This is a genomic window from Streptomyces endocoffeicus, from assembly GCF_016741935.1.
In the GTDB taxonomy this organism is placed as follows: Bacteria; Actinomycetota; Actinomycetes; order Streptomycetales; family Streptomycetaceae; genus Streptomyces; species Streptomyces endocoffeicus.
Window position 1 is genome coordinate 17,054 of sequence record NZ_JAERRG010000037.1, and the last position, 22,009, is coordinate 39,062.

A 22,009-nucleotide genomic window follows, 5' to 3' on the forward strand; every position below is an offset into this window, starting at 1 on the left:
CGGGGCCGCGGTCGGCGCCGCGGTTCACCTATCCGGGGCATGCGGCGGATCGTCGGCCCCGGTCATCGACTCGAGCGCGGCTCGGTCTCGTCTTCGTACGGCTCCGTCGGCCCCTGTCCCCCGAAAGGGGACCAGCGGCCCTTCGCGGAAGGCTCGGGCGAGGGGACGGGCGATCGTATGCTGGGGGCCTATTGGTCTCTGATGAAAGCGGCAGCCATGCGCGTCTACGTCCCCCTGACCCTCTCCGGTCTCGCCGAGGCGTACAAGGACGGCCGCCTGGGGCCGACGCCGCTGACCGCCTACGCGGTCACCCCGGCGCTCCGCGAGTGGTACGTGTCCGACGACATCGAGGAGCTGGAGTACGCGGCGCTGAGCCGGGCCGCACAGGCGTCGCTGCGGCTGCTCGCCGTCGACCCCCGGGCGCCCCGCCGGCGGGTCGTGGTGGCCGTGGACGTGCCCGACGGGCAGGCGGTCGCCGATCCGGACCGGGGGCTGGACCAGTCCGCGCTGGGCGAGGTGCGGATCGAGGCCGCCATACCGCTCGCGAAGGCCGCCGCCGTGCACCTGGACGCCGATGACGCCGAGCGGGACATCGCCGCGGCCGCCGACGCGCTGGGCGCGGCGGACCTCGGTGACGACGACGCGCAGTTCACCGTGGACGGCGCCGAGGACCACGAACTGCTCTGGTACGCCACCCAGGAGATCCCCAATCTGATCGAGTGATGCCCGCTGTCCGACCCTCCGGGTACGGTCGTGGGATGGGGAAGAACCACGTGACGCACCTCGTCTGGGACTGGAACGGCACGCTGCTCCACGACATCGACGCCGTGATCTCGGCGACGAACGCCTCGTTCCAGGAGATCGGGCTGCCGCCGATCACCCTCGAGCGCTATCGCGACCTGTACTGCGTCCCGGTGCCCCGTTTCTACGAGCGGCTGATGGGGCGGCTGCCCACCGACGAGGAGTGGGCGGTCATGGACGAGGCGTTCCACCGGCACTACTGGGCGCTGGCCGAGACCGCCGGGCTGGCGATCGGCGCCCGGCAGCTGCTCACCGAGTGGCAGCAGGCGGGTCTCACCCAGTCTCTGTGTTCACTGGCCCCGCATGAGTATCTGCTCCCCCTGGTGCGGACGCATGGCATCGAGCGCCATTTCGTCCGGGTGGACGGTCGCACAGGGGAGAGCAACACCGGCAAGGCCGAGCAGATGATGCGCCATATCGCCGCGCTCGAAGGGGTGCCGCCGCAGCGGATGGTGGTGATCGGGGACGCCCTGGACGACGCGGTGGCGGCGCGGCACGTGGGGGCGCGGGCCGTGCTCTACACGGGCGGTTCGCACAGCCGGACCAGCCTGGAGGCGGCCGGGGTGCCGGTCGTGGACACACTCGAGGAGGCCGTACGGGAGGCCGAGCGCATGGCCGACGAGTGAGTCGGGTGGGTCGGGTGAGTCGGGTGAGCTGAGTGAGTCGGGTGAGACGAGTGCCCCCGGGGCCGCACCGCTGCCCTCACGCCACCGCCGCCCTCACGCCACCGTCCCCCTCACACCGCCGCCACCCTCACGCCACCGGCGCCTTCGACCGCAGCACCGCCAGGAACTCCCGCATCCACGCCGGATGGTCCGGCCATGCCCGCGACGAGATCAGCGTGCCGTCGACCACGACCTCCGCGTCCTGGTAGTCCGCCCCCGCCGCCTGCATGTCCGGCTCCAGCGCCGGATACGCGGTGACCCGCCGCCCGCTCAGGCCGCCCACGGCCGCCGTCAGCAGCGGGCCGTGGCAGATCTGCGCCACCGGCTTGTCCGCGTCGAAGAACGCCTTGCAGATCTTGCGCAGCTCGGGGTCGTTCCGCAGATACTCCGGGGCCCGGCCGCCCGGGATCACCAGGGCGGTGTACTGTCCGGGGTCCACCTCGGAAAAGGCCAGGTCGGCGGGGATCGTATAGCCCGGCTTCTCGGTGTAGGTGTCGAAGCCCTCCTCGAAGTCATGGACCACCAGGCGCAGCGTCTTGCGGCTCGGGGCCGCGATATGGACCTCGTACCCCTCCTCGCGCAGCCGCTGGTACGGGTAGAGCACCTCCAGCGATTCGGCCGCGTCGCCGGTCACCAGCAGGATCTTCGCAGCCATGCCACGCACCTCCAGGTCCACGCCTACCACCGTGCTTACCACCGTCCAGATCACGGTGCATCCGCGGCCACGCTTTGCCAAGGGGGCATGAGCGGCGCATCATCGGCGCGTGCGCCCCTCCCGGTCGCTGTCCATTTCGTCAAACTTCAGGGCTCGGTTTTGTACACGAACGGCTCATGACGACCCCCTGGGGTGGAGCGATAGCCTTACTGCGTGATCAGCGCGATAGTCCGTGAGGGCAACGAGGCCCTCGCTCCGCGCCCGGCGCCCCACCAGGGCCGGGCCCGAGCCGCCGCTGACCCGTGGCGCATGGGGTCTTGGTCACTTACGGCCGAGTACACCCCGGCCTTTTCCCGATCCGGCATACCGTCGTTCACGACCGGATTTTTCGCGTCGCGGCGTCATGCCACCGCCATCGATGTCACGCAACGGCGCGCGACAGGAGCCAGAGGACATGCAGACCAAGCTGGACGAAGCCAAGGCCGAGTTGCTCGAACGGGCCGCCCGGGTCGCTGAGAACAGCCCTGCCGGGGGTCAACCGGTGCAGGGCCCAGGACCGGAGACCCTGACCGCATACCTCCAGCACTACTACCTGCACACGCCTCCCGAGGACCTCGCCGATCGTGACCCGGTCGATGTCTTCGGGGCGGCGCTCTCCCACTACCGGCTCGCCGAGGTGCGTCCGCAGGGCACGGCGAACGTCCGGGTGCACACCCCGACCGTCGAGGAGCACGGCTGGACCTGCAGCCACTCCGTGGTCGAGGTGGTCATGGACGACATGCCGTTCCTGGTCGACTCGGTCACCAATGAGCTCACCCGCCAGGGGCGCGGCATCCATGTCGTGATCCATCCGCAGGTGATCGTGCGCCGTGACATCACCGGCAAGCTGATCGAGATGCTCGACGTCTCCCCGGACGGCCCGGCCAGGAACAGGAAGAAGAAGCTGCCGCATGACGCGGTCGTGGAGTCCTGGATCCATGTCGAGACCGATCGCGAGACCGACCGCGGCGATCTGAAGCAGATCACCGCCGATCTGCTGCGCGTCCTGTCCGATGTCCGCGAGGCCGTCGAGGACTGGGAGAAGATGCGCGACTCCGCGCTGCGCATCGCCGAGGGCCTGCCGGACGAGCCGAAGGCCGCCGAGGTCCGCGAGGAGGAGGTGGAGGAGGCCCGTGAGCTGCTGCGCTGGCTCGCGGACGACCACTTCACCTTCATCGGCTTCCGCGAGTACGAGCTGACGCAGGTCCCCACCGAGGCCGGTGGCGAGGAGGACGCGCTGACCGCGGTGCCCGGCACCGGTCTCGGCATCCTGCGTTCCGACCCGCAGCACAAGGACGCCGACGAGAGCGCCCACGCGGGCCCCGGCACCCCGGTGTCCCAGGCCTTCAACCGGCTGCCGGCCGACGCCCGCGCCAAGGCGCGTGAGCGCAAGCTGCTGGTGCTGACCAAGGCGAACAGCCGCGCCACCGTCCACCGTCCCTCGTACCTCGACTACATCGGTGTGAAGAAGTTCGACGCCGAGGGCAATGTGATCGGCGAGCGCCGCTTCCTGGGGCTGTTCTCGTCCGCCGCGTACACCGAGTCGGTGCGCCGGGTGCCGGTGATCCGCCGCAAGGTCGACGAGGTGCTCGCGGGCGCGGGCTTCCGGGCCAACAGCCACGACGGCCGTGACCTGCTGCAGATCCTGGAGACCTACCCGCGCGACGAGCTGTTCCAGACCCCGGTCGACCAGCTCCGTTCGATCGCCACCAGCGTGCTCTACCTCCAGGAGCGCCGCCGGCTGCGGATGTTCCTGCGCCAGGACGAGTACGGGCGCTACTACTCCGCGCTGGTCTACCTTCCGCGTGATCGTTTCACCACCGATGTGCGGCTGCGGCTGACCGACATCCTGCTGGAGGAGCTGAGCGGCCGTCCGCCGGTCGACTTCACCGCCCTGCACACCGAATCGGTGCTCTCGCGGCTGCACTTCGTGGTCCGCGTCCAGCCGGGGACCGAGCTGCCCGACCTCACCGACTCCGATGTGGAGCGGATCGAGAGCCGGCTGATCGAGGCCGCCCGCTCCTGGGCCGACGGCTTCACCGACGCGCTGGTCTCCGAGGTCGGCGAGGAGCGCGCCGCCGAGCTGCTCCGCCGCTACCAGCACGCCTTCCCCGAGGGCTACAAGGCGGACCACACTCCGCGCGGCGCCGTCGCCGACCTGCAGCACCTGGAGCGGCTGAAGGACGCCGAGAAGGACTTCGCGCTGAGCCTCTACGAGCCGGTGGGCGCGGCTCACGCCGAGCGCCGCTTCAAGATCTACCGGGCCGGGGCCCAGATCTCGCTGTCCGCGGTGCTCCCGGTGCTCAACACCCTCGGCGTCGAGGTGGTGGACGAGCGCCCGTACGAGCTGCGCTGCTCGGACAAGACCACCGCCTGGATCTACGACTTCGGGCTGCGGCTGCCGCTGCGCGAGGGCGAGGCCCTCGCCGACGACGCCCGTGAGCGCTTCCAGAACGCGTTCGCCGCGGTGTGGACCGGCCAGGCCGAGAGCGACGACTTCAACCAGCTGGTGCTGGGCGCGGGTCTTGACTGGCGGCAGGCGATGGTGCTGCGGGCCTACGCCAAGTATCTGCGGCAGGCCGGGTCCACCTTCAGCCAGTCGTACATGGAGGACACCCTCCGTAACAATGTGCACACCACCCGGCTGCTGATCTCCCTCTTCGAGGCCCGGATGTCGCCGGAGCGGCAGCGGGCGGGGCTGGAGCTGACCGACGCCCTGCTGGAGGAGCTGGACGCGGCGCTGGACCAGGTGGCCTCGCTGGACGAGGACCGCATCCTGCGCTCCTTCCTCACCCTGATCAAGGCCACTCTCCGCACTAATCACTTCCAGAAGAACGCCCACGACAGGCCGCACGACTATCTGTCGATCAAGCTGGACCCGCAGGCCGTGCCGGATCTGCCCGCGCCCCGCCCGGCGTACGAGATCTGGGTCTACTCGCCGCGGGTCGAGGGTGTGCATCTGCGGTTCGGCAAGGTCGCGCGCGGCGGTCTGCGCTGGTCCGACCGGCGTGAGGACTTCCGTACCGAGATCCTCGGCCTGGTCAAGGCGCAGATGGTGAAGAACACGGTCATCGTGCCGGTGGGTGCCAAGGGCGGCTTCGTCGGCAAGCGGCTGCCGGACCCGTCCGTGGACCGCGACGCCTGGATGGCCGAGGGCATCGCCTGCTACAAGACCTTCATCTCCGGTCTGCTCGACATCACCGACAACCTGGTCGCCGGGCAGGTCGAGCCGCCGAAGGACGTGGTTCGCCACGACGGGGACGACACCTATCTCGTCGTCGCCGCCGACAAGGGCACCGCGACCTTCTCCGATATCGCCAACGACGTGGCGCAGGCGTACGGCTTCTGGCTCGGGGACGCCTTCGCCTCCGGCGGCTCCGCCGGATACGACCACAAGGGCATGGGCATCACCGCCCGCGGCGCCTGGGAGTCGGTCAAGCGCCACTTCCGCGAGCTGGGCCATGACACCCAGACCCAGGACTTCACGGTCGTGGGCGTCGGCGACATGTCCGGTGACGTGTTCGGCAACGGGATGCTGCTGAGCGAGAACATCCGGCTGATCGCCGCCTTCGACCACCGGCACATCTTCCTGGACCCGAACCCGGACGCGGCCACCTCCTACGCCGAGCGCCGCCGCCTGTTCGAGCTGCCGCGCTCCTCGTGGGAGGACTACAACACCGAGCTGCTGTCGGCGGGCGGCGGCATCCACCCCCGTACGGCCAAGGCCATCCCGATCACCCCGCAGGTGCGGGCCGCGCTCGGGATCGAGAAGCGGGTCGCCAAGATGACCCCGGCCGATCTGATGAAGACGATCCTCAAGGCCTCGGTGGACCTGCTGTGGAACGGTGGCATCGGCACCTACGTCAAGGCGTCCACCGAGTCGCACGCCGATGTGGGCGACAAGGCCAATGACGCGATCCGGGTGGACGGCCAGGATCTGCGGGTCAAGGTCGTCGGCGAGGGCGGCAACCTGGGCCTGACCCAGCTCGGCCGGATCGAGTTCGCCTCCAACGGCGGCCGGATCAACACCGACGCGATCGACAACAGCGCCGGTGTGGACACCTCCGACCACGAGGTGAACATCAAGATCCTGCTCAACGCCCTGGTCACCGAGGGCGACCTCACCCTCAAGCAGCGCAACAAGCTGCTCGCCGAGATGACCGACGAGGTCGGCGCGCTGGTGCTGCGCAACAACTACGCGCAGAACGTGGCGCTGGCCAACTCCATCGTCCAGTCCTCCAGCCTGCTCCACGCCCACCAGCGGCTGATGCGCCGCCTGGGCCGCGAGGGGCGGCTGGACCGGGCGCTGGAGTTCCTGCCCACCGACCGCCAGATCCGCGAGCGGCTCTCCGCCGGGCGCGGGCTGACCCAGCCCGAGCTGGCCGTGCTGCTGGCCTACGTCAAGATCACGGTGGCCGATGAGCTGATCACCACCGGGCTGCCCGACGACCCGTACCTCCAGCGGCTGCTGCACGCGTACTTCCCGCAGGCGCTGCGGCAGAAGTTCCCCGAGCACATCGACGGCCACGCCCTGCGGCGCGAGATCATCACCACGGTGCTGGTCAACGACACCGTCAACACCGCCGGTTCGACCTTCCTGCACCGGATGCGGGAGGAGACCGGGGCCTCCACCGAGGAGGTCGTGCGGGCCCAGACCGCGGCCCGCGCGATCTTCGAGCTGAACCAGGTGTGGGACGAGGTCGAGGCGCTGGACACGGTCGTCGACGCCGACATCCAGACCCGGATGCGGCTGCATTCGCGCCGGCTGGTCGAGCGCGGCACCCGCTGGCTGCTGAACAACCGGCCGCAGCCGCTGGAGCTGGCCGAGACGATCGACTTCTTCGGCGAGCGGGTCGGCACGGTCCGGGCGCAGCTGCCCAAGCTGCTGCGCGGCTCCGACATCGAGTGGTACCAGCGGATCTACGACGACCTGACCGGGGCGCATGTCCCGGAGGACCTGGCCACCCGGGTGGCGGGCTTCTCCTCGGCCTTCCCGACGCTGGACATCGTGGCCATCGCGGACCGCACCGGAAAGGACCCGCTGGCGGTCGCCGAGGTCTACTACGACCTGGCCGACCGGCTGCGGATCAGCCAGCTGATGGACCGGATCATCGAGCTGCCGCGCGCGGACCGGTGGCAGTCCATGGCCCGGGTCTCCATCCGCGAGGACCTGTACGCGGCCCAGGCCGCCCTGACCGCCGATGTGCTGTCGGTGGGCAACGGCGGCTCCACGCCCGAGCAGCGCTTCAAGGCGTGGGAGGAGAAGAACGCCGCGCTCCTGCAGCGGGCCCGCACCACGCTCGATGAGATCCAGTCGTCGGAGACCTTCGACCTGGCCAATCTGTCGGTCGCGATGCGGACGATGCGGACGCTGCTGCGCACCCACAGCTGACGCGGTCGGCACCCGGCTCAACGCGCCTCCGGTGGACTTCATGTCCGCCGGGGGCGTTTGTCACCCGCTTGGGCGCCCCTCCAACGACCGAGCGGGCATACCGGGACGAACCCACCTAGCGTGGGTGGTCAGTGAGTGCTTCGCGCCTCGAACCGCCACCGCGTCCCGAGGAGCCCTATGCCCCGCTTCACCATCGTCATCGCCGCCTATCGCGTCCAGGGCTATCTGGGCGCCTGCCTGGACTCCGTGCTGACGCAGTCGTGCACCGACCTCGAGGTGGTCGCCGTGGACGACCGCTCACCGGACCACTGCGGCGCGATCATCGACGCGTACGCGGCGCGCGACAGCCGGGTCGTGCCCGTGCACCAGCGGGTCAACTCCGGGCCCGGCCGGGCCCGTAACGCCGGGGTGGAGCGGGCGAGCGGGGACTATCTGCTCTTCCTGGACGGCGATGACACCCTCGCCCCGGGCACCCTCCAGGGCCTCGCCGACCGGCTCGCCCTCACCCACGACCCGGAGATCCTCTACTTCAACCATGTGCGCACGTACTGGTCGGAGCGCCGGGCCCCCAGCCTCTTCGGGGAACTGCTGGCCTCGGCGGGCACCGATGTCTTCTCCGCCGTCGAACGCCCGGAATTCCTGCGGCTCTTCGCGATGTCGTCCAATCGCGTCTACCACCGGGATTTCTACATCCGGCACGGCTTCGCGTTCAGCGAGGGCATCTACGAGGACGCCCTGCTCTCGTACAAGACGATGCTCACCGCGCGGCGAATAGCCTGTGTGGATCTGGTGGGCCTGGAATACCGGCAGCGGCGGGTCGGGGCCAGTACGGGAAGCCCCGGCGAGAAGCACTTCATCATCTTCCAGCAGTACGCCCGGCTCTTCGACTTCCTCGACGACCGGCCGCAGCTGGATCCGCTGCGCCCGCTGCTCTTCGAGCGGGCCGTATCGCATTTCCTGTTCTGCCTGGACCGGACGTCCCGGGTGGCGGCGGCGGACCGGCCGCGCTTTTTCGCCCGGGCCGCCGAGTGGTACCGCGCCCATCTCCCGGCCGGGTTCACCCCGCCGGTCGAGGGGCGGTGGCGCTTCGAGGCGCTGGCGTCCGGCTCCTTCCTCCGCTACCGCGAGCACGAGCTGGCCGTACGGGCGGCCGCCGGGGCCCGCAAGCTGCGCCGGACCGTCCGGCCGCCGCTGGCGGCCCGCGCCAAGCAGGGGCTGTACCGGCTGCACCGGCAGCGGCCCGTCGACCCCCAGCTGGCCGTCTACTCCGCGTACTGGGGGCGGGGGGTGCTGTGCAACCCGGGGGCGATCTATGCGAAGGCGCGGGAGCTGGCGCCGGAGATCCATGGCGTGTGGGCGGTCAAGAAGTCGGAGATCGAGACCCTTCCGGAAGGCGTCGACTACGTCGTCACCGGCACCCGCGACTTCTACCGCACGGTGGCCCGCGCGAAATACCTCATCAACAATGTCAACTTCCCCAATGAGGTGGTGAAGCGGCCGGGCGCGGTGCATCTGCAGACCTTCCACGGCACCCCGCTCAAATGCATGGGCCTGGACCAGCAGCGCTATCCCGCCGCCGCGGGCGGGATGAGCTTCGGCAATCTGCTCAAGCGCATCGACCGCTGGGACTTCGCCCTCTCCTCCAATCCGCACTCCAGCCAGATCTGGGAGCGGGTCTACCCCGCCGCGTACCGGCTGCTGGAATACGGATATCCGCGCAATGACGTCTTCTTCACCGCGACCGAGGCGGATATCCGGCGGATCCGTGCGGAGTTGGGAATCCCGGCCGGGAACACCGCCCTGCTCTACGCGCCCACCCTCCGCGACTACCAGAAGGGGTTCACCCCCCGGCTGGACCTGGAGCGGCTCAGCCGCGAACTCGGCCCCGGGACCACGCTGTTGGTGCGGGCCCACTACTCCTACCGGCCGGATGACGAGCTGGCCCGGCTCGAGGAGGCCGGATCGGTGATCGACGTCTCGCGCCACCGGTCGGTGGAGGAGCTGTGCCTGGCGGCCGACGCGCTGATCACCGACTACTCGTCGATGATGTTCGACTACGCCCTGCTGGACCGGCCCGTCGTGATCTACGCCGACGACTGGGACATCTACCGCTCCTCCCGCGGCGTCTACTTCGACCTGCTGTCGGGATCCCCCGGCGAGACCCCGGGGGCCGTCGCCCGCAGCGAGCGGGAGCTGGTCGAGGTCTTCCGCGAGGGCCGTTGGTGCGACGCGGACGCGACCGCGCTGCGGACCGCCTTCCGGGCCCGCTTCGGCCGGTTCGACGACGGCCACGCGGCCGAGCGGGTGGTGCGGGCCCTGATGCTGGGCCAGGACGTCGAGCTTCCGCTCGCCCCCGCGCCACAGCCGCGGCCGCTGGCGGACAGTGCCCCGGCGGGGCCGCGCGGCGGCGTCCTCACCGCCGAGTGACCGATCCGCCGGGTGACCGACCCGCCGAGTGACCGATCCGCCGAGTGACCGATCCGCCGCGTGGTCCCCGGTCCGCCGTCCGGTCCGCCGGGTGACCCCGATCCCGATCCCGACCCGACCCGTCGAGAGCCCGGAGTCAGGAGGCCGTCATGCCCGCTCTGTCCCGACCTCGTGTCAGTGTGATCATCCCCGCCTACAACGCCCTGCCGGAGCTGACCCGGGCCGTCACCTCCGCGATGGACCAGACCCTGGGCCCGGAACGGGTCGAGATCATCGCGGTGGACGACGGTTCGACCGACGGCACCGGCGAGGAGCTGGAGCGGCTCGCCCGCACCTGCCACGCGCTCCACGTCATCCACCAGGAGAACTCCGGCTGCGCGGGCGTCCCCCGCAACACCGGGCTGGACCACGCCCGGGGCGACTTCGTCTTCTTCCTCGACTCCGACGACTATCTGGGCCCGGACGCGCTGCGCCGCATGGTCGCCATGGCCGACGCCCACGGCACCGACATCGTCCTCGGCAAGATCGCCTCCGTGGGCGGACGGGCCGTGCCCCGGGCCGTCTTCCAGCGCAATCAGCCCCGTACGGACATCTTCTCCTCCCACGCCTATCTGACCCTGGGCCCGTGGAAGCTGTTCCGCCGCTCCCTCATCGAGCGGCTGGAGCTGCGCTTCCCGCCCTACCGCAACTGCGAGGACAAGCCGTTCACCGCGGCCGCCTACCTCAACGCCTCCGGTATCTCGGTGGTCGCCGACTACGACTGCTACTACGTCCGCTACCGCGAGAACCGCACCAACCTCACCCTCACCGCCTCCGACCTCGCCCACCGCATGGACGGCACCCGGCTGTGCTTCGAGACCGTCGCCCGCTATCTGGAGCCGGGCCCGCGCCGGGACCAGATCATGCGCCGCCATGTGGAGTGGGAGCTGTGCGGTCCGCTGCGCGCCCTGCTGCCCCGCGAGAGCGAACAGGACGCGCGGGAGCGGTTCTTCCCCGAGTTCCGGCACTGGGCGAGCACCTGGGTGACCGACGCCCTCTTCCAACGGCTCGACGCCCCCGACCGGCTGCTGATCCATCTGCTGCGCGCCGACCGCTTCGACGATGTGCTGACCGTGGCCCGGAACGCCGGACAGGACGAGCGGCGCGGCCATCTCGTCGACAAGGGACGGGTCTACTGGCTGCACCCCTTCTTCCGCGACCACGCCGCCGCCGTCCCCGACATCTGCTTCGACGTGACCGACCGGCTGCCGGTCCAGCACCACCTGGAGACGGCGAGCTGGCAGGGCGGGGTGCTGCGGCTGGCCGGGCACGCGTATGTCGAGGACGTGGACTCCCTCGACCCGGCCACCGAGATCGTGCTGCGCAAGTACCGGGCCGACCGCCCCGAGGTCCGGCTGCCCACCACGCCGTGCCTGTCCGCCCATCCGCTGCCGGGTGAGGGGCGGCGGTACGAGATGGCGGGCTTCACCGCCGAGATCGACCCGGCCACCGCGGACGGCGGCGCCCCGCTGGAGCGGGGGCTGTGGAACATCTACCTGGACGTCCGAGCCCAGGGCGTCAGCCGTACGGTGCGGTTCGGCAACCGCCGCGAGGGCGGTGAGGTCACCCATCCCACCCGGCGCCGCGTCACCACCCCCCAGGGGCCGGTGGCGGTGGTGCCGTACTTCACCCCGTACGGCAATATCTCGCTCGACGTCGGCGAGGTCGCCCATCCCCTCGACCCGCCCTGCCAGGTGCTCAGGACCATCTGGCGCAGCCGCGGCACGCTGCTGGTCGGCGGACGGCTGACCGAGGAGGCGGTGCGGGACGGCGGGGTGCTGCGGCTGCGCGCCGAGACGGGGACGGGGACGGGAACGGGGACGGACGCGGTGCACGAGGTGCCGGTGCGCACCGAGCAGGGCGGCTCCGTGACCGTCTTCACCGCCCGGCTGCCGATCGGCCGCCTGGGCGCGGGCTGCTGGACGCTGACGCTGATCATGGACGGACCCGGGGCGGACGCGCCGCCCCGCACCGCGATCGTGCCGTACTTCGACCGGCTGGCCGCCACCCGCTGGCTCCGCTTCGGCTGCCGTCCGTACTACGCCAAGCCGGTGGCCCTGGGCCCGGCGCGGGCCCTGGGCCTGGAGGTGGCTCCGATCAAGGTCGTCACGGGGGTGCGGCGGCGGCTGGGAGGGTGAGCCGGGCCCGCGGGGTCACTGGCCCTGCGGGGTCACTGGTCCCGCGGGGTCGCTGGTCCCGCGGGGCCACTGGTCCCGCGAGATCACTGGTTCAGCCCCAGCCGGTTGCGTACGGCGGCGAGCAGCCGGACCGGGGCCACCCGCAGCTCCAGGGTCACCTCGCCGCGCCCCATGAGCGGCTTGGCGTAGTACGGCCGGCCGCGCCGCACCCAGCGGGCGCCGGGCAGCCGGGCGGGCGGCGGCACGGGCGCGGCGGGCGCGGTGCGCCCCGGGCCCTGGTCATCGCCGGGGGCGACGACGGCCAGGGTCACCGTCCACCGGCCGCGGCCCAGGTCCCGCACCGGCAGCCGGGCGGTGAAGGCACCCGCCGGATGGCCCGCGGCGAACCGCACCGGATGGTCGTGGACCCGTCCGTCGGTGTGCTCGGCGCGCAGCCGCAGCACCCGCCCGCGCGCCGGGGTGCCGGGCGGCAGCAGCCGTCCGGCGACGACCAGGGTGCCCTTGTCCGACGGATGCCACACGGCCTCCGTCACCTCGCAGGGCGCCCCGCGCGGGGCCGGGCCGATGTCGAGGGAGAGGTTGCGGTACGGGCTGGTGAAGTACGGCGTGACCCGGGCGCGCAGCCCGGGCCCGGCGGCCACCACCCGGCGCGCGGTGCCGATGTCGAGCAGGTCGTCATGGCGGTTGCCGAAGCGTACGGTGCGGCTGATGCCCTGGGCGCGGACGTCGAGGAAGACGTCCCAGACCCCGGGGCGCAGCGGTGTGCCGCCGTCGGCGGTGGCGATGTCCACGTCCGCCTCGAACCGCGCGGGGTCCTCCGCCGCCGTGGCCTCCACCGGGATCCGCACCTCGTCCCGCGCCTCGCGGCGGCGCAGCACCAGCTCGGCGCGGTCCTCCTCGGGGTCGGACTCCAGCCCCTCGATGGCCGCCCGGCCGCGCACCCGCAGGGTGCTGCGGCCGTGCCAGCCGGCGCCCGCGAGGTGGTGCCGGACCGGCAGCCGGTCGGTGACGTCGAAGCAGGCGTCGGGGACCTCGGCGTCGGGGTCGCGGAAGAAGGGGTGCAGCCAGTAGACGCTGCCCTTCTCCACCAGATGGCCGCACCGGGCGTCCCGCTTGGTGTTGCGCACGACGGACAGCAGATCCTCGAAGCGGCCGGTGCGCAGCAGATGGACCATCAGCCGCTCGGGCGCGGTGAGGGTGGGGAAGAGCGCGTCGGAGCAGTGGGCCTGCGCCCACCGGCGCAGCTCGGGCAGGAACCGCTCGCGGACCTCGGTCTCGTCCTCGCGCGGCAGCGCGCGCAGGGCCGGGCACAGCTCGCGCCGGATGTGGTGGCGCATCACCGTGTCGCGGCGGGTGCCGGTCCGGGTGTGCCGGGCGGCGGTCTCGAACAGCGGCCGCATGGCCTCGATCCGCTCGGCGAGACCGGGGGCGGCGCGGCCGGGGTTCGGGCCCAGGTGGTAGCAGTCGTAGTCGGCGACGACGGAGATCCCGGAGGCATTGAGATAGGCGGCCGCGGTGAAGGGCTTGCCCTCGCCGTGGCGGAGGTGGGCGGGGAAGCGCAGCCGCAGCCGTTCGATCAGGGAGCGGCGGAACAGCTTGCAGGGCTCCAGACTGGCGTAGGCGTGGGAGCTGTGGACGTCGGTGCGCAGCTGGTTGTGGCGGAAGACCGCCTTGGGGACGCCGCGCCCGTCCGGGGAGACCATCTTGCCCAGGACCACGTCGGTGCCGTTCTGGTCGGCCATCGCGACCATGCGGCGCAGCGCGTCGGGCGCCAGCCGGGCGTCGGCGTCCAGGAAGAAGACGAAGTCGCCGGTGGCGCGGGCCAGTCCGGTGTTGCGGGGGCCGCCGACGCCGCCGCGGCAGGGGTGGGGGTCGCGGACCACATGGAGCGAGGGGCAGCCGGCGGCGAGCCGGTCCAGCTCCTCCGCGGTGCCGTCGGCCGATCCGTCGTCGACGGCGATGATGTCGAGGCGGCTGAGCCCGAGGGTCTGCTCCATGGCGGAGGTGACGGCCCGGGTGATTCCGGGCATGGCGTCACGGGCGGGGACGATCACGCTGACACGGGGAGGCGGGCCGGGGCGGTGATTGCGCGGCATGCTGGCTCCGGAAGGTGTGCGGGGGGCTCAGGAGGCGTGTGGGGGGCTCCTGGGACGGGGCCGTGGGGTGGGGCCGAGGGTGGAAGCTCATGGTGGGGGGCTGGGGTGAGGTCCGGGTGTGGGAAGTGCTGCCACCGGGTGACGTAGATGTGGGGTGTCGGGTTCCCAGGTGACGTAGATGTGGGGTGTCGGGTTCCCGGGTGACGTACGTGGGGGATATCGGGTTCCCGGGTGACGTACATGGGGGGTGTCCTGCTACCGGGTGATGGACCAGCGTCCGGCGCCGGGCGGCGAGGCCGTGTGGAGGTCGCGCAGCCGGACGACCGCCTCTCCCTTCTCGGCGAGGGCGTCGACGGCGTCGGTGAAGCGCTGGATGGACGGTGGTGTGGCGGGGCCGAGGAGAAACCCCTTCACCTCGTGGCGGGCGGTGCGCAGCTCGTCGAGGGAGGGGTCGAAGAGCGGGCGCAGGAGGTTCTGCGTTCCTGATGCCCCGGGACCGAGCGGATAGGCCGCCCTGGCCATGACGTTCTGCCGCCGGAACTCCTCCTCGCCGAGCCCCGCCGGGGCGGTGAGGGCGTACGGCTTGAGGGTGGCGAGGAAGTCGCCGACCACGTCGGAGAGGTCACCGATCAGCAGATCGGCCTGGTCGAAGCAGGAGTGGAGGGTGGGGGTGTCCCCCTCGATCACCTGGTGGAGCCAGGGCGGTGAGGCCGCCCAGTGGGCCTGGTGCCACTCCCGGCGCAGCCCCTCGGCCTCGGTGAGCAGGGCCGGGTCGGGTGCGGCGCGGTCTCTGGTGAGCATGGCCTCGTCGGCGTCCGCCCGGCGCAGCCGGGCGTCGAGCGCGGCGATGCGCTTGGCCAACTCGGCGCGGTGGCGGGCGGCTTCGGTACGGAGGGCTTCGGTGTGCGGGGTGTCGGTGTGCGGGTCGTCGGTGTGCGCGGCCTGGGCGTCCTCGGGCTCTTCGCCGAAGGCGTCCGGGGTTAGGGCGTCCCCGCCGAGGGCTTCGGCGGCGAGGGCGTCCGCGCTGAGGGCGTCGGCGAAGGTGCTCTTGCCGAGGGCGTTCGCGGCGAGGGCCGCCGCGGCGCGCCGCTCGTTCGCGGCCTGGATCAGGGCGACGATACGGCGGTGGGCGGCGTGGTCCTCGGGGGAGCGGTGGCCGGTGGGGGGATGCGGCCGGTAGAGCACCCGGACCGGGCGTTCGCTCTCCAGCAGCGCTTGGACGATCGGCTCACCCGCCGTGAGGTCACGGGTGGGCGCGTACAGCACGGTGGGCAGGGGCGTGGGCGTGGGCGTTGGCACGGGGGCATGGCCGGTTCCCGCGACGCGCAGGCCGTCGAGCTGGGGGCGGCCGATCTCCACGATGTCGGCCTCCTCGACACCGACCGCGGCCTGCACATAGCGGCGGCGCCCCGCCTCGCCCGCGACCCACACCTGGTCGTAGACCTTGCTGTACGGATCGACGGCGGCGGTCTCGTCGCCGTCGCCGGGGGCCAGGAAGACGTGCTGCATGGTGGGGATCCGCAGGAGGTGGATGTTCCGGCCGGTGTTGGCGGGGTAGAGCGCCACCCGCACCCCGCTCAGGTCCAGCTGCGACAGATGGGCGGCGCTCGGCACGCACAGCACCGGCAGCGGGGTCGGCCCCAGGGCCTCCAGCAGCTCCCGTTCGCGCAGGATGACCAGCGACGGGGTGTGCAGCGCGGCCACCGGCCCCAGCCACCGGGTGACCTGGTCGGCGCGGTCGCGCGGGCCGGAGAAGTACAGCACCGTGCGGGGGCGGTGATGGATCAGCCAGGCGTCCACCTCGGCCAGCACCTCGGCGGCGCCGGGCAGCCGCCGGGTGGCCCGGACCAGGTACGGAACGAGCGCCACCACCGTGATCAGGGACGACCCGGCGGCGAGGGTGAGCGCCGCCACCACCCAGCGGGCGTCACCGGTCGTCAGCGACGCGGTGAGCCCGAGCAGGGCGGACAGCTCGTAGACCAGGATCCGCTGACCGGGCCATTCGGTGAGTCTGCGGGGTGGCCGGTCGCTGATGTCCAGCCGCCGCAGATCGATGTTGCGGGCCGCGACCGCGAGGGCGCGGCGGCGTCGGATGAGGGTGGTGAGCGCGGCGTGCAGGGCCTGCCCGGCGAGCAGGCACAGCACCAGCGTCATGGCCGCGGCGAGGCCGATGGGCCCGGTGACATGGAGTCGGCCGAGCAGCAGGAGCAGCAGCACGCAGCGGAACTCGAAGCGTGACGTGGCGCCCATGTGGAGCCGCCCCAGACGGGCCATCAGCCCCGGCGCGGTGCGGTGCAGCAGCAGCTCGCAGCCGCACCCGGCCAGCCCGGCGGCCGCGAAGACCTCTCCGGCCCCGGTGAGCGCCGCCACCGCCATGGTCACCAGACACCCGGTCAGCGCGGCGAAGGCCACGAGACCGCGGGGGCTTTCGATACCGAGGCGGTTCATGACGCGTGCCCTTCGCGGCGGATGAGTCGTTCTGACTGCACACTGTAGGCGAATAGTCGTATTTATGCCTTTTGTTGTCGTGTGGAGCGGATGAGGTGAGGGTGAGGGTGCGGAAGCGTGAGGGGATCTCCGCGCCGACGGCGATCGTGCTCCCGGTGGCCGTCATGCTCGGGCTGGGGCTGTGGGGCCTGGACCGGGGCACGATGTGGCGCGATGAGTCCGCGACGTACCAGATGGCCCGGCGGACCCTCCCTCAGATCCGCGACGCGCTCGGCACGGTGGACGCCGTCCACGGGCTCTACTACGTCCTGATGCACCCGGTCCTGGCCCTGCGGCCCTCCGAGGTGACCATGCGTCTGCCCTCGGTGCTCGCCGCCATGGCCGCCACCGCCCTCGTCGCCGCCCTGGGCTGCCGCCTCGCCCGCCCCCGGGTGGGCCTGTGGGCCGGCCTGCTCTACGCGACCACGCCCGTGGTCACCCACTACGCCCAGGAGGGCCGCTCCTACGCCCTGGTCGCGGCGGGCGCGGCGGGGGCGACGTACCTGCTGGTGGGCGCGGCGGGGCTGGCGCCGAGGGCGGCGCTCACGCCCGCCCCCGGCCCCGGGGCGGCGCCCACACCGGCCCCTGGGGCGGCGCCCGCGCCCGCCCTCGGTCCCGGGGCGGCGTCCCGCCCGGTCGGGCCGACGGGCGAGGCGACGTCGGCCACAGGGGTCCGTTCGGCCGTACGGGTCCGCGGCGACGTGCCCCGCCCGGCGCAGGGGCCGGGCGGGCCCGGGGCGAGGGGCCATGCGGGCGGGTGGCGCTGGGCCGCGTACGGGGGTGTGGTGGCCGTGACCGCGCTGCTGCACGTGTTCGCGGTGCTGATGCTCGCCGCGCACGCGTTGACGCTGCTCGTCTCGCGCGCCCCGCGCCGCGTGTGGTGGGGCTGGGGGAGCGCGGCGGCGGGGGCGGTGGGGGCGGTGGCGCCGCTGGCGGTGGTGGCCCGGCGGCAGAGCGCGCAGATCGCCTGGATACGCCATCCGACGCCGGGTCGGCTGTGGGCGGTGGTCGAGGAGTTCGCGGGCCCCAGCGCGCTCGTCCTCGCCGCCAACCTCCTGCTGGTCGCGATCGCCGTGATCCGCCCCCGCCGGACGGCGCTGACCGCGGTCGCCCTGCCCCTGATCTGCGTCCCGCCCGTCCTCCTCTTCGCCCTGGCCCTCCACCGCCCCTGCTTCCACGAGCGCTACCTCCTGTTCGCCCTGGCGGGCATCCCCCTACTGGCCGCGGCGGGCGTCGACCGACTGGCGGAGGAGATGTCCGGTCACCGCCGGGCCGTGACGGGTCGCCGTCGCCGGGCCGTGTCCGGCCGCCGCCGCGCCGTGGTCGCCGCGGCCGGGGCTCTCGCGGTCGGCTGCGCGTTCGTCTGGCAGCTCCCGCTGCACCAGCGGGAGCGGGAGCCGTTGAGCCGTCAGGACGACCTGGCGGCGCTGTCCACCGCGGTGGGGCGGCTGACCCGGCCGGGTGAGCCGGTGCTGTACGACCCGCCCAAGGAACGGCGGATCGCCATCGCCTATCCGCGCCCCCTCGCCGGGCTGCGCGACATCGCGCTGAGCACCCCCGGCCCGGCCTCCGGCACGCTCTACGGGGTGGACGTCGGTCCCGCCGAGCTGCTGCGACGGCTGGCCGGGACGCGCTCGGCATGGCTGATCGCGGCCGATGAACCGGAGGCACGCCGCCCGAAGGCGGCCGTGCTGACGGGGCACTTCCGGCTGGCGTACTCGCTGTGCCTGCCCGGTATTCGCCTGGAGCGCTACGTGCGGGCGGTCTAAGCTCTGCGGATGACCTTGGAATGGGAACAGGTAATCGTTCATTCGGAAGATCCGGTGGCCCTGGGGCAGTGGTGGGCCGAGGCTCTTGGCTGGGTTGTGGTCCACTCCTCCGATGACGAGTTCGAGATCCGTCCGGAGCCGGATCGCCTGCCAGGGTTGGACTTCGTCCGGATCGCTGAGAGCAAGAAGGCCAAGAGCCGACTGCATCTCGACTTCAGGCCTGATGACCAGGACGCCGAGGTGGCTCGTCTGGTGGCGCATGGCGCACAGCGTGTCGATATCGGCCAGGGTGAGCAATCGTGGATCGTATTGGCGGATCCCGAAGGCAACGAGTTCTGCGTCCTCGCCCAGCGCCGCCAGTAAGGCTCACCGGGGCCCGGGGCGGAGCCTCCGCGTTATCCAGCCCCTCCGGCATTTGAGGAGCGGGGTCCAGGGGCGGAGCCCCGGCGGGGGTGAGGGGGCGGAGCCCCCTCTTCCGGGAAGGGGCGGGGCGGGGAAAAATCACCCCACCCCCACCACTCACCCCCGCAACGACCCACTCCCCGTAGCCTGCGCCCCGGGCGCCCGCCGAGCCGGAACGACGGCGCGGCGCGCCAGAGCCGCGGCCCCCGCCAGCCTCAGCAGACCCGTAAGAGGCACCCGCGCCGCACCCCGCGGCCCCGTACGGGGCACCCGCGCCGCACCCCGCGGCGACCGGTACGGCGCGTTCCAGCCGTACGGGAAGGACGCCTTGTCCGTCGTCATGATGTTCGTCGTCTCGTCGCACGCCAGAATCGCGATCAGCCACCGCCGCACCACCCGGTGGAAGGCGGGCGTCAGCGGCCGCGGCGCCAGCAGCCAGTCGCGGCACTGGCCGCTCACCGCGGACCGGTACGTGGTCTCGTCGTAGCGGTGCCAGGGCGCCTCCGGGGTGATCGGGTGGAGGCCGTAGTCCATGGCGGTCAGTGGCGCCAGGGCGGTGCGCAGCGCGTTGTGGTCCGCGCCGGGGAGGAGTTCGCAGACGATCCACGGCCGGTGGCGCCGGATCGTGTCGTACGACCCGCGCAACACCGCCGCCTCGAACGTCTCCACGTCGATCTTGATCAGATGCGGGGCGAGACCGCGCTCTCCGGTGAACGCGTCGACCGTCGTGACCGGCACCGTGACCGACTCGGTGTACCGGCGGTGGGCCGGGTTCAGCGAGTTGGAGGACTCCGACTTGAGGGAGAAGTACAGCTCGGCGGTGCCCGGTTCATCGGCCAGCGCGGTCTGCTGCACCTCGAACCCGAGCCGGTTGCACTCCCGGATCCGGCGGCACAGCGCGGCCGTCTCCGGGGTCGGCTCGAACGCGATGGCCCGCGGCCCGCGCCCGCCGTCCCCGTACACCGCGCTGATCAGCGCCGAGTACAGCCCGATGTGCGCGCCGATGTCGTACACCGCGCTGCCCTCGGGCGCTTGCTGGGCAAGGGCCAGCAAGGTGGCCTGGGTGGTCGGCTCGTAGCCGGCGAGCCCGGCGCGCCGCAACTGCCGCTGTACGGCGGTCTGTTTGCGGCTGAGCACATTGAGCGCCCGCGGATACGGCCCGCCCGCCTCGAGGACGTCCGGGTTCAGGGGAAGGGTGATGGCGAGGGGCATGGCTGCCGGGTCTCCTGTCGGGTGACGGCCCGCTCCAGCGGGCTGGGGAGGGGGAAGTAGGCGTCGAGGAAGGGGCGGACCAGCGCCAGCTGGTCCTCGAGGTCGTGCTCGGAGGAGACCGTGTCGTTGAGGCAGAACGCCTGGCAGTGGCGGGCCCGCAGCAGTCTGGCCAGCCGGGTGCGGACAGTGGGCTGGGCCAGGTCGAAGTAGTCGTAGCGCAGCTGGGCGGGGACCGCGCGCCCGGTCAGGAACGCGTAGTAGTGGTGGAGCGAGGACGGTACGGAGATGTCCGACGTCGAGCGCACCCGGCTGGCCATGGTCGCGCGGACCGGGTCGGGGAACTCCTTCTCGATCTCGGCGAGCACGCTGGTGCGCAGGGCGTGCGGGGTGTGCTTCATCTTCTGGGTGATGGCCGGGCCGAACCGCTCCTCCAGCAGCGCCCGGTTGTTCTTGCCCGCCGCGGATACGGGCACGTCGCCGGGGCCCACGGGGGTCAGCGGGATCAGCGCGCGGGAGGGGAAGAACTTGGAGACGCCGTTGGCCAGGAAGAAGTCCTGCGGGGTGACCGGCGAGCCGAGGAAGACGTCGTCGTTGAAGTAGAGGAAGTGCTCGGCGAGTCCGTCGATGTGGTGCAGCCGGGTCTCGATGGCATGGGAGTTGAAGGTGGGCAGCACATCGGGGTCGTCGAAGATGTCGTGGTGGTCCACGACGGTGATCCCCGGGTGCGAGGCGGCCAGCCAGTCCGGCACCTGACGGTCGGTCACCAGGTAGATATGGCGCACCCAGGGGGCGTACAGGTACAGCGAGCGCAGCGAATAGCGCAGTTCGTCGCGGTTGGCGTAGCGGGCGGCGTTGGCGGCCTGGGCGTGATAGCCCTCGCCCGCGAGGGCCGCCCGCCGCCGCTGCCACTGCGGATCCGAGCCGTCCACCCAGGTGTAGACGACGTCGATGGGGAAGCGGACCTCGTCCGGCAGCCGGGTCAGGAACTCCGGGCGGGTGCGCACCAGCGGCCCCGGCTGCCAGCCGACGGGCGGGGCGAGCCGGGTGAACAGCTGGTCGGGGGCGCGCACCGGTTCGCCCACGAGCGGTACGGACGCGGTGGTGCGGTTGAAGCGCGGCGCGGTCAGCACCCGCTCCTCGCCCTGCCCGCCCGGCTCCCAGAACTCGATGTCGCAGCCGTGCGCCGGGCCGAGGACCAGCCGTCCGCCCGGTCCGGCGTGGAAGCGGGTGAAGCGGACCACGGGGGCGGCGGCCAGCCGCCGCCAGGTCCGTCGGGTACCGCCGAGCCGGGGCGCGGGCGCCGGGTGGCCGCGCCGCGGGGGCGGTGAGACATACCCGGCCTCCTCGGCGCACAGCGCGGCCAGCGCCTTGACCACCTCTCCCCGCTGATCGGCCCGGACGCCCACGGCCGAGCCGACGTTGCCGTAGCAGCGGACCACGAAGTGGTCGATCCGCGCCCGGTCCAGCGCCTCGCACACCAGCCGCAGATTCTCGGCGCGCGCGAACAGCGGGGTGGGGGAGGGGACCAGGGCCGCCACGAGGGCGCCGCCCCGTCCGTCGGCGATCATCGTTCGGCCGGACCCGGCCAGCAGCCCGGCCCGCCGCATCCGCCGCCGCGCCCGGCGCAGCCGCAGCGTGCCGGAGGCGGCCGACAGCCCGCCGAGGCCCCGCATGGCCGCCCGGCGCAGCCCGGGGCCGGTCATGGCGACGACCGCGCGGCGCAGCGGCAGCGGGACCGTACGCCGGTATCCGCGCACCAGCGGCGGCGGGTCGGCGAGCCAGGGGCGGGGGGCGGCGGGCGGTGCGGTGAGGGGCATCGTGCGTCCTGGGTCGGGGCGTCGGGACGGGGTGCGTCGGGACGGAGTGCGTCGGGGCGCGTCGGGACGG

The 22,009-nt window shown here is 72.4% G+C and carries 12 protein-coding genes; 7 read left to right on the plus strand and 5 right to left on the minus strand.

The features are described from left to right. Positions 1–216: 216 nt before the first annotated feature. Positions 217–723, plus strand: a complete 507-nt coding sequence (locus tag JK364_RS46955; RefSeq protein ID WP_201857610.1) for a DUF6912 family protein — start codon at positions 217–219, stop codon at positions 721–723. A gap of 35 nt (positions 724–758) precedes the next feature. After that, positions 759–1,427: an HAD family hydrolase gene (locus JK364_RS46960; protein WP_201857569.1), complete on the plus strand. Its 669-nt coding sequence runs from the start codon at positions 759–761 to the stop codon at positions 1,425–1,427. Positions 1,428–1,554: 127 nt separating this feature from the next. On the opposite strand, the gene JK364_RS46965 is transcribed toward JK364_RS46960, so the two are convergent. Then, a complete protein-coding gene (locus JK364_RS46965; RefSeq protein WP_201857570.1) occupies positions 1,555–2,121 on the minus strand; it encodes a DJ-1/PfpI family protein in 567 nt (188 codons plus the stop codon). 454 nt (positions 2,122–2,575) lie between these two features. Here JK364_RS46965 and JK364_RS46970 point away from each other — a divergent pair, with 454 nt between their 5' ends. The 3 genes from JK364_RS46970 (at position 2,576) to JK364_RS46980 (ending at position 12,156) form a co-directional block, all read left to right on the plus strand. After that, positions 2,576–7,552 (plus strand): NAD-glutamate dehydrogenase, encoded by a 4,977-nt coding sequence (locus tag JK364_RS46970; RefSeq protein WP_201857571.1) that lies wholly within the window; start codon positions 2,576–2,578, stop codon positions 7,550–7,552. Positions 7,553–7,729: 177 nt separating this feature from the next. Continuing rightward, positions 7,730–9,979, plus strand: a complete 2,250-nt coding sequence (locus JK364_RS46975; protein WP_201857572.1) for a bifunctional glycosyltransferase/CDP-glycerol:glycerophosphate glycerophosphotransferase — start codon at positions 7,730–7,732, stop codon at positions 9,977–9,979. Between the two features lie 149 nt (positions 9,980–10,128). Next, a complete protein-coding gene (locus tag JK364_RS46980; protein ID WP_201857573.1) occupies positions 10,129–12,156 on the plus strand; it encodes a glycosyltransferase family 2 protein in 2,028 nt (675 codons plus the stop codon). Between the two features lie 83 nt (positions 12,157–12,239). Here JK364_RS46980 and JK364_RS57320 read toward each other — a convergent pair whose 3' ends face one another. Both JK364_RS57320 and JK364_RS46990 read right to left on the minus strand, forming a co-directional pair. After that, the gene (locus tag JK364_RS57320; protein ID WP_201857574.1) at positions 12,240–14,252 is read right to left on the minus strand and encodes a glycosyltransferase; all 2,013 of its coding nucleotides are present in this window, start codon (positions 14,250–14,252) and stop codon (positions 12,240–12,242) included. A 255-nt stretch (positions 14,253–14,507) separates the two neighbouring features. Continuing rightward, entirely contained in the window at positions 14,508–16,700 is a 2,193-nt protein-coding gene (locus JK364_RS46990; protein ID WP_201857575.1) for a hypothetical protein, read from the minus strand. A 107-nt stretch (positions 16,701–16,807) separates the two neighbouring features. Here JK364_RS46990 and JK364_RS46995 point away from each other — a divergent pair, with 107 nt between their 5' ends. Further along, positions 16,808–18,508, plus strand: a complete 1,701-nt coding sequence (locus JK364_RS46995; protein WP_307841620.1) for a glycosyltransferase family protein — start codon at positions 16,808–16,810, stop codon at positions 18,506–18,508. Between the two features lie 9 nt (positions 18,509–18,517). Further along, positions 18,518–18,871 (plus strand): VOC family protein, encoded by a 354-nt coding sequence (locus JK364_RS47000; protein WP_201857576.1) that lies wholly within the window; start codon positions 18,518–18,520, stop codon positions 18,869–18,871. Between the two features lie 156 nt (positions 18,872–19,027). Here JK364_RS47000 and JK364_RS47005 read toward each other — a convergent pair whose 3' ends face one another. Continuing rightward, positions 19,028–20,122, minus strand: a complete 1,095-nt coding sequence (locus tag JK364_RS47005; RefSeq protein ID WP_201857577.1) for an FkbM family methyltransferase — start codon at positions 20,120–20,122, stop codon at positions 19,028–19,030. Beyond that, the gene (locus JK364_RS47010) at positions 20,095–21,939 is read right to left on the minus strand and encodes a stealth family protein (RefSeq protein ID WP_201857578.1); all 1,845 of its coding nucleotides are present in this window, start codon (positions 21,937–21,939) and stop codon (positions 20,095–20,097) included. The genes JK364_RS47005 and JK364_RS47010 overlap by 28 nt, the downstream gene beginning before the upstream one ends. Positions 21,940–22,009 lie beyond the last annotated feature (70 nt).

Coding starts and splice junctions, on each gene's coding strand:
- JK364_RS46955 (WP_201857610.1), top strand. CDS start 217: ATGCGCGTCTACGTCCCCCTGACCCTCTCCGGTCTCGCCGAGGCGTAC.
- JK364_RS46960 (WP_201857569.1), top strand. CDS start 759: ATGGGGAAGAACCACGTGACGCACCTCGTCTGGGACTGGAACGGCACG.
- JK364_RS46965 (WP_201857570.1), bottom strand. CDS start 2,121: ATGGCTGCGAAGATCCTGCTGGTGACCGGCGACGCGGCCGAATCGCTG.
- JK364_RS46970 (WP_201857571.1), top strand. CDS start 2,576: ATGCAGACCAAGCTGGACGAAGCCAAGGCCGAGTTGCTCGAACGGGCC.
- JK364_RS46975 (WP_201857572.1), top strand. CDS start 7,730: ATGCCCCGCTTCACCATCGTCATCGCCGCCTATCGCGTCCAGGGCTAT.
- JK364_RS46980 (WP_201857573.1), top strand. CDS start 10,129: ATGCCCGCTCTGTCCCGACCTCGTGTCAGTGTGATCATCCCCGCCTAC.
- JK364_RS57320 (WP_201857574.1), bottom strand. CDS start 14,252: ATGCCGCGCAATCACCGCCCCGGCCCGCCTCCCCGTGTCAGCGTGATC.
- JK364_RS46990 (WP_201857575.1), bottom strand. CDS start 16,700: ATGAACCGCCTCGGTATCGAAAGCCCCCGCGGTCTCGTGGCCTTCGCC.
- JK364_RS47000 (WP_201857576.1), top strand. CDS start 18,518: ATGACCTTGGAATGGGAACAGGTAATCGTTCATTCGGAAGATCCGGTG.
- JK364_RS47005 (WP_201857577.1), bottom strand. CDS start 20,122: ATGCCCCTCGCCATCACCCTTCCCCTGAACCCGGACGTCCTCGAGGCG.
- JK364_RS47010 (WP_201857578.1), bottom strand. CDS start 21,939: ATGCCCCTCACCGCACCGCCCGCCGCCCCCCGCCCCTGGCTCGCCGAC.